The following is a 7,809-nucleotide window of genomic DNA, read 5'->3' on the forward strand; positions in this document are numbered from 1 at the left end:
AACATCTTCTTTCTGAGCAATCTCAGCAACACTGTTAATACTACGACACACCAAATCTTTTCTATTATATAGCGTGATTACTATGCTTAATAACATGTTAGTCTCAGTCGTTTAGATTAATATTCATTCTATGTTTAATGTGTTTTTTTCAAAATAGTGAACCACACTTTTCTGATAACATATCGAAATTCTTTAGCGGTAGAAAAAATTATAGCTACAACAGGCACGACGATAACAGATAAAATAGCGGCATTCAGAAACCACTGATAGAATGACTCCGTACGTTGCCAATAATGAGAAAATGTCATCACAAGTAATATAGCAAAGAAAGATAAAATAGCAGGCTTAAATATTGAGAGTAATAGTTCAAAAAAAGTTCCTCTCGTTACCTTTTTAAATAAATACGCCGGTTTCGCAAAACAGATTATAATGAGATTAGAGGTTACCGTTCCAATCACCACACCTGCGAGTCCTATTTTATTAACAAGAATTATGGAAACAATAATATTTATTGCACCTTCAAGAATAGGTAATGCTATATCACCAAATTCCCCTGATGCATTTTTGATAACATCTAATGCCACTTTACTTATCAGTACGAACAAGTTAAAAGACAATAGATACAATGTCGTTTTGTCTAGAAGATGCTCATCTCCTATCCATAACCGAACAAAGTCCGTTATCGTAATAACGGTAATTAACGTAATACATGTTGCTAAAAAGAAAAATAGCAGTATTACACGATTCCATAATTCCTTCCTGCCATCTGAATCTTTCAATGCCAGAAAGTTACCGACACTTGCAGTTACCGAGTTACCAAATATATTGATAAACATCGTCAGTGCCTGAAAAATCATCATGTAACTTGAATATAAGGTAACAGTAGTTAGCGTCAAAAACTTTGAAATGATTATATAGTCTGTATTGAATACCAGAACCGTTCCTAATTTATGGAAAAAACTTTTTTTATCTTATCCTTAACCAATTTAAACTCTTCAGTAATTTCACCGACAGAATCATTGGTTATATATTTATATTCTTTTGATACTTTTCGTTTAAAGAACGTGAATTGCAATAAGAAGAATAGCGAATCGCACAAAATATAGAGGAGGAAGTTTTTATAATGAATAATTATAAACAACTGAATACAGATGCATAGTATTTTCGCGCCTCCCTGAATAGTTCGAGTTGCATGATATTTTTGATCAGCCGTTAATAAAATAAAATAATGCGCAAATAAATATGAACATGCGGTATTGATAACGTATAGCAACCAATAATATTGAGAATACTGAATATTTGCGACCGAAGGAACATTGAAGTAGACAATTACACCCGTCGTAACCCCCACAACAAAGACTAGAATTGATATGTACTTATAAACTTTTGCTGTGCTAGCTATTATTTTATTAATTACTGCCTGATTATTTTCGCTGAGTGGCTTATATAATAAACTTGCGGTTGCAGTCCCTACTCCCATTTCAGCAATATTGATCATTCCTATCAATTGTACAAACAGGAGCATCAACCCCGTAAAATCCGCCCCCATGTACTCTATAAAGATCTTGCGCGAAAGAAATCCGAGTAAGACGATAGATAAAGTAATTACCAAGTCAACTTTTATATTTTTAAGTGTCTTTTTGCTTCTCATAAAACTACCTTTTTTTCACCACCTCAATTATTTCCGTTGTGGAAATTGATGGAGTTCTTGGCAAATAGATCACTTCACAAACAGAGTTTACCCAGTCAAATCGCCCTTTCCAATCATCTCCCATTACAAGCAAGTCTGCTCCATACTTTTTTATATAGTCTAACTTGAGTTCTAATGATTCTTCGAGGAAAACTTCATTAACAAATTTAAGCGACTGTATAATTTTCATTCTGTCATCTTCGCTATAAATAGGATAACGGCCCTTCTTACTATAATTAAGAGAATCCGATGAGATCCCTACAATAAGATAATCTCCCATACTAGCTGCTCGTTCTATGATATTGATATGTCCAACATGAAATACATCAAACGTTCCAAAAGTAATAACTTTTTTCATAGGATTAACTCTTATTTTCGTTGTAACTTATAGCAAATACGCAGTAAAGATGAAGGGAATAATCTTGGAATACTTCTTACCAGAAAAGTAATGAAACACAAATGGACTGGCTGTATTTGTAGTTTACGTTTTAATTTAAATAATAGCATTTCACTTTTCACGTATTCTATCCCTTTCCTCCGCAGGAGCATGGAATGACCAGTCCTTGCTTTTACTAACACCGCATCCAAATTTTCAACTTTATAACCAGCAGCAATAATACGAAGCCACAAATTATAATCTTCCATAAATGCATGATGTTGATATCCACCAACAGCAAGTACTGCGCTTTTCCTGAATGCCACAGTCATATGGTTGAAGGGGTTTTTTATAACAACCTGTTTTTTTATAGCTTCATTATCAAGTGGGACTATTCTCTTCCCAATAAATGTTGAGAGTCCCTCATCATATTCATCAATATGCCCACCTAGCACGATCAATTCTTTATCATTTTCTAATTTATCAATCTGAAGTTTAAATCTATTCGCAGAACAGACATCATCAGTATCCATTCGTAGAACGATTTCATGACTACAAACTTCAAGACCTTTGTTTAATGCCTGACCTAGCCCAACATTTTCTTTTATTTTTAATAGTTTTATGGGAAGAAAACGGCTCCAGTGTGTGACTATGTCACGAAGGTTCTGGCCTACGGGACCATCGAAGACTATTACGACCTCATTAGGTTTAAGCGATTGAGTATGAATACTTTGTAAGCACTCATTCAAGTGCTCCGTCTTCTCCCGGAAGTACAAAGACAATAAAACTGAAAAGTTCATGTCAATATTTTTTCTCTTATTTAAGGTACCAATTAATACAAATTGCACACGCTACCGCCCTTGGCTTTATAGCAACCAAAGAACTAGCTTTGATAAAGATAGTGGAACACTCATAGTGAACAGTTCTTCAACCTTTACTGTTCAACAATTCCATTATCAGTTGGAAATTGACATAGTATATTGGTATTTCTGTATCTTTTTAAATACCAGCAATAAATGGTTTACAGCAACGACTACTCAGAAACAAAGGTAATATTGTCTTTTTTAGAGCCAGCAAATTCATATTGAAGTGTGCGATCCAGTCCCTGAGAGAGAGTGAAGGGAGCAACAAAACCAGAATTATGTACTTTTTCAGCATCAAACTGAGTTGTTGCGCAAAATTTCTTCACTCGAACAGAGCTAACGGCAAATTTTTTATGCATAAGTTTGCTAATGATATCAAAACAATAGCCGCCTAGCATGCCCGCAAAATAGGGCAAATGTACAGAAGGAATCTTCTTGTTGAGACTAGTTTCAACTTCAGCCACAAGCTCATTCATGCATAAATCTGGTTTATCCACATAGTTGTAAACTTCATAGCCAGCACTTAGATTATTGAGTTTATACTCAATGAAAGAAACAATATTTCCTACATAAGCCATTGATTTATAATTATTTCCTGAACCTACCATAACAAATTTTCCACTCGCAATTTGTTTAAGCAGATTATAGACGTTACCACGATTACGTTCCCCAAATATAACCGTTGGTCGAATAATTGTCAGAGAGCGGTGTTCGGGTGCTTTCGCATACCACTCACGCAAAATCTCCTCTGCCTGCCACTTGCTCTTACCATAGTGGTTGAATGGGTCTTCCGGGTGAGTTTCATTTGGATTTGTTTTATTCAGCCCGTAAATCGCTACAGAACTTGTAAATATTATATTTTTGACGCCATTTTTATCCATGGCTGCGAGAACATTTTTTGTTCCCTGGACATTTACATCGTAGTAAAGCGAGACAGGGCTAACATCATCTCGATGTTCAGCAGCAAGTAATACTACAGTGTCAAAATCTGCGAGCCCAGCATCCAGGCATTCCTGATCCCGCACATCACCAATTTCAGTATTTTCGGGGAAAAAATGGCTAGGATTTTTGTCTATGTTCTTGATCTTTAGGTTGTTGCTAATCAACTCGATCAGGCGGGTTCCAACAAAACCTGATGCTCCAATAAGGCAAATTTTATCGTTCATATTCAATCAATATATTCCGTGCAAACCGCACCCTAAAAACCCATGTCCCCAAAATGTGGGAACTCCCAGATACTTAGTGGTCATACTTACTCATATAACGATTATAAACATTTACTCAACGGCCTCCAGCTTACTTATGCCCATTAGTCATGATCAGACATCGTCAAGATTTATCGAAAAAATACACTAGACCATTCATATAGAGAGATACAAGCAAGTGTCTGTGATTGGGCTAAAAAAAAAGCAATCTGATAGAAGAAGAAGTAACCCCTATCATGATTGCTGTTTTAATCGGAATTCAGGAACTAACTTACTCCGTTAGCAGCTTCTCAATACTCTTCCGGAACTTCGCCCCTTCCTTCAGGTTCCGAAGCCCATACTGCACAAACGCCTGCATATACCCCATCTTCTTCCCACAGTCGTAGCTTTCACCTGTCATCAGCATCGCATCAACAGATTGCTTTTTAGCCAGCTCAGCAATCGCATCCGTCAGCTGAATACGACCCCATGCACCCGGCACGGTTTTCGCCAGTTCAGGCCAGATGTCGGCGGAAAGAACATAACGCCCTACGGCCATCAGATCGGAGTCCAGCTCCTGCGGTTGGTCAGGTTTTTCGATGAAATCAACAATTCGGCTCACCTTGCCTTCGGATTCCAGTGGCTCTTTGGTTTTGATCACAGAGTATTCCGACAGATCGCCCGGCATACGTTTCGCCAACACCTGGCTACGCCCGGTTTCATTGAAACGCGCCACCATTGCAGCAAGGTTATAACGCAGTGGGTCAGCGCTTGCGCTGTCCAGTACAATGTCTGGCAACACAACCACAAATGGGTTATCGCCAACGATCGGGTGTGCGCAAAGAATAGAGTGTCCCAGGCCCAGCGGCTGAGCCTGACGAACGTTCATAATGGTGACACCAGGAGGACAGATAGACTGAACTTCAGCCAGCAGCTGACGTTTAACACGTTGTTCCAGCAGCGCTTCCAGTTCGTACGAGGTGTCAAAGTGGTTTTCCACCGAGTTCTTCGAAGCGTGTGTCACCAGAACGATTTCTTTGATCCCTGCAGCAACCACCTCATCAACGATATACTGAACCATTGGTTTGTCGACGATCGGCAGCATCTCTTTAGGAATCGCTTTTGTGGCAGGGAGCATATTCATGCCCAGGCCCGCTACCGGAATGACTGCTTTCAAATTAACCATTATCTTGTCCACCTGTATTCGGTTGATGAATTATAGCGATTAAACATGTTTAATCCACTCTGTTTTCTCATAGTATCCCTTTGGGTTTAGAGAAATCTCTGGATATAGTCCGAGAATGTAGAGGAAATTGGCGTTTAGCGGCGTGGTAGAGAGAAATTAAGCCGTTCGGAATTGACAACATGTTGATCAATAAGGTCGATATCCACCGAGGGCTGCCCTTTTTCGTTGACGGCATTGATGTGTGCAAGCGACAGCAGCGTGTCCTGTTTAGCCATAAATTTTCCACGGATATCCTTGCGCAAATCGAAGTTTAGCGACAGAGCGGGCTCACGCGATGCCACCTGCATAACATTGATATTACGCATAAAAATATGCTGTGGCTTGTTGTGCAGCGCCAGCGAGGCGTAACGCAGATTCAGGTTGGTGATAGAGACGAAAGACTGGGCATTTCCTGAGGAGATCTGTATCCCCCGCAGGTTTGAACCTGCTTTCTCATTATTAAGCTGTATATTATTCAAACGGAAATTTTGCGGTATAGACAAATAGTTACCTTTGATAACACCATAGCCAATCAGCATTCCCGCGCTATTAACCATATCAACACCATCAATAACGAAATTATCACATCCGTAGATCGCCACGGTGGCGTTATCTATTCCCGCCTTCTTGCTGAATTCCGGCGTGATATTGCTGGCTTTGACGTTACGAATAATAAAATGTTTCCCATTCTCAACGTGCACCAGCTGACGGCAGTTGCTGCCGGTGATGTTAGCCACGACGAAGTTCTTCACCGCCTGGTCTTCCGGGTAGCCGTTATTATAGGTGCTACCCGCCAGCCCAATGCCAATCCCCCAGTTCACTTTGCCGTTGGTACAATCGATGTGGTCGATGACGTGGTCGGAAATGAGGATATTGCTGTCGTTAATCGCCACGTTCCACTCAATGGCATCGCCTTGCAAGTAGCTGAAATGACAGTGGGTAATGCTGACATCCTCCCACTGATTATGGTAGCCCTGTCGCAGGATGCCGTAGTTGGCTTTGGTGATGGTGAGGCGGGTGATAGTCAGGTTCTTCATCTGGCGTTTGTCTTTTCCACCGATAAAGATCTGTGCCACCGGGCCATAGCCGCTGAGTGTCAGCCCTTCAATTGTACTGTCACTACCGCGAACATCGAGCGTGACGTTATAGAGGCTGGCCTCACCGCTGCCGCTAACCTTACATCCCTCTTGCAGGATAAACCGCCCGCGCCCGTTGCCTTTCAAGGCGCCAGCAACCGCCAGCGTTTTGCCAGGCGGCAGCGTGATGGCAGCATTAATATTGTCGCAAACGACGTCGGCAGGAACGGAGACCGTATCACCATGACTGAAAGCCTCGTTGAAGGCGCGGATCCAGTCGCCATCACGGTAGTAGTCGCGAATATCAACGGTGGCGGGTTGCCCCGCTGCGCGTGCGGAAACGGCGGGCAGTAATGGCAGGACTGCAAGCGTTGCGCCTGCCGTCAGAAAGTGTCGTCGAGTCAAAGTACGCATGGCACCTCCTCAGCAAAGCGTGTGCAGCAGGTTAGCAAGCTGTCGGTTGATAACCTGCTGATTAAAATCAGTTTCCACCTTGGTACGGGCGCGCTGAAGCACGGGCTGAAGGCTCCGTTCATCCATCCGCCCGACGAACTTGAGTTTCTCGGCCAGCGCCTGCGCGTCATTTTCAGCCACCAGCCAGCCAGAATCACCGGAGGCAATCAGCTCGGGAATTCCGCTGTGTACGGTAGAAAGCACCGGAATGCCTACCGCCATCGCCTCCATCAGCGCCACCGGGATACCCTCCATGTCACCATCAGCGCCGGTGATGGACGGCAGCAAGAACACGTCGGCGTCATCGAGCATCGCTTTCACCTCATGGCTGGGTTTAAATCCCGGCATCTCCACGCGGTCTTCCAGTTGATACTGCTCGATCAGAGTACGTAAACGGCGCTCCCAGGGGCCAATGCCGAGAATGCGATAGCGAAAATTAACGCCCTGCTCTTTGAGCTGACGACAGGCTTCAATCGCCACGTGCAGCCCCTTTTTCTCGGTCAGTCGGGCGACGGAAATAATCTGTAGGCAGGCATCTGGCACTTTTAACGGGCGCAGCGAGAATCGGTCCATATTCACGCCCATGCGTGAAACGGTAATTTTATCCGCCGGGCAGCCCATTGCCTGTAGGCGTTCCGCCCACAGTTGGCTGATGGGCAGCATCATGTCACCGCGGCGGAACAGCTGCTGATACTCACCGGTATAGTGGTTCAGTACTTCCCGGCTGGAGATATCAATGCCGTGGAAAACGGTAGCAATCTTGCCTGATATAACGCCCAGCTCGCGCAGCTTCGCCGCCGTCACGCCCGCAGGGCCAAAGTGCGCGATGAAGATGTCGGCGGTGATTGCTTGCGGCGTGCGGCTGCAAATCGAGGAGAGGATCAGATTACGCGCCTCCTGCCCGTATCGCCGGGTATTCAACGCCCGCCAGACGGCGGGACG

At 43.1% G+C, this 7,809-nt stretch carries 8 protein-coding genes; all 8 read right to left on the reverse strand.

The genetic code is table 11. The annotated features are described in order from the left end of the window. Positions 1-134 precede the first annotated feature (134 nt). Positions 135-836, reverse strand: a complete 702-nt coding sequence (locus GKAS_RS21870) for a polysaccharide biosynthesis protein (RefSeq protein ID WP_035897443.1) — start codon at positions 834-836, stop codon at positions 135-137. Between the two features lie 107 nt (positions 837-943). Further along, positions 944-1,651, reverse strand: a complete 708-nt coding sequence (locus GKAS_RS21875) for a polysaccharide biosynthesis protein (RefSeq protein ID WP_035897444.1) — start codon at positions 1,649-1,651, stop codon at positions 944-946. Positions 1,652-1,655: 4 nt separating this feature from the next. After that, positions 1,656-2,048 (reverse strand): FAD synthase family protein, encoded by a 393-nt coding sequence (locus GKAS_RS21880; protein ID WP_035897445.1) that lies wholly within the window; start codon positions 2,046-2,048, stop codon positions 1,656-1,658. Between the two features lie 11 nt (positions 2,049-2,059). Then, positions 2,060-2,914, reverse strand: a complete 855-nt coding sequence (locus tag GKAS_RS21885) for a glycosyltransferase (protein WP_246870761.1) — start codon at positions 2,912-2,914, stop codon at positions 2,060-2,062. A gap of 185 nt (positions 2,915-3,099) precedes the next feature. After that, complete coding sequence (locus GKAS_RS21890) at positions 3,100-4,095, reverse strand: NAD-dependent epimerase/dehydratase family protein (RefSeq protein ID WP_035897446.1); 996 nt, start codon at positions 4,093-4,095, stop codon at positions 3,100-3,102. Between the two features lie 310 nt (positions 4,096-4,405). Then, positions 4,406-5,299, reverse strand: coding sequence for a UTP--glucose-1-phosphate uridylyltransferase GalF (galF, locus tag GKAS_RS21895; RefSeq protein WP_035897447.1), 894 nt, complete (start codon positions 5,297-5,299; stop codon positions 4,406-4,408). A 134-nt stretch (positions 5,300-5,433) separates the two neighbouring features. Continuing rightward, positions 5,434-6,828: a colanic acid biosynthesis protein WcaM gene (wcaM, locus tag GKAS_RS21900; RefSeq protein WP_035897448.1), complete on the reverse strand. Its 1,395-nt coding sequence runs from the start codon at positions 6,826-6,828 to the stop codon at positions 5,434-5,436. A gap of 9 nt (positions 6,829-6,837) precedes the next feature. Further along, a partial coding sequence (gene wcaL, locus GKAS_RS21905; RefSeq protein WP_035897453.1) for a colanic acid biosynthesis glycosyltransferase WcaL occupies positions 6,838-7,809 on the reverse strand: 972 nt, incomplete at its 5' end.

Origin of the sequence: Kluyvera ascorbata ATCC 33433 (assembly GCF_000735365.1) — a bacterium.
Classification (GTDB): Bacteria; Pseudomonadota; Gammaproteobacteria; order Enterobacterales; family Enterobacteriaceae; genus Kluyvera; species Kluyvera ascorbata.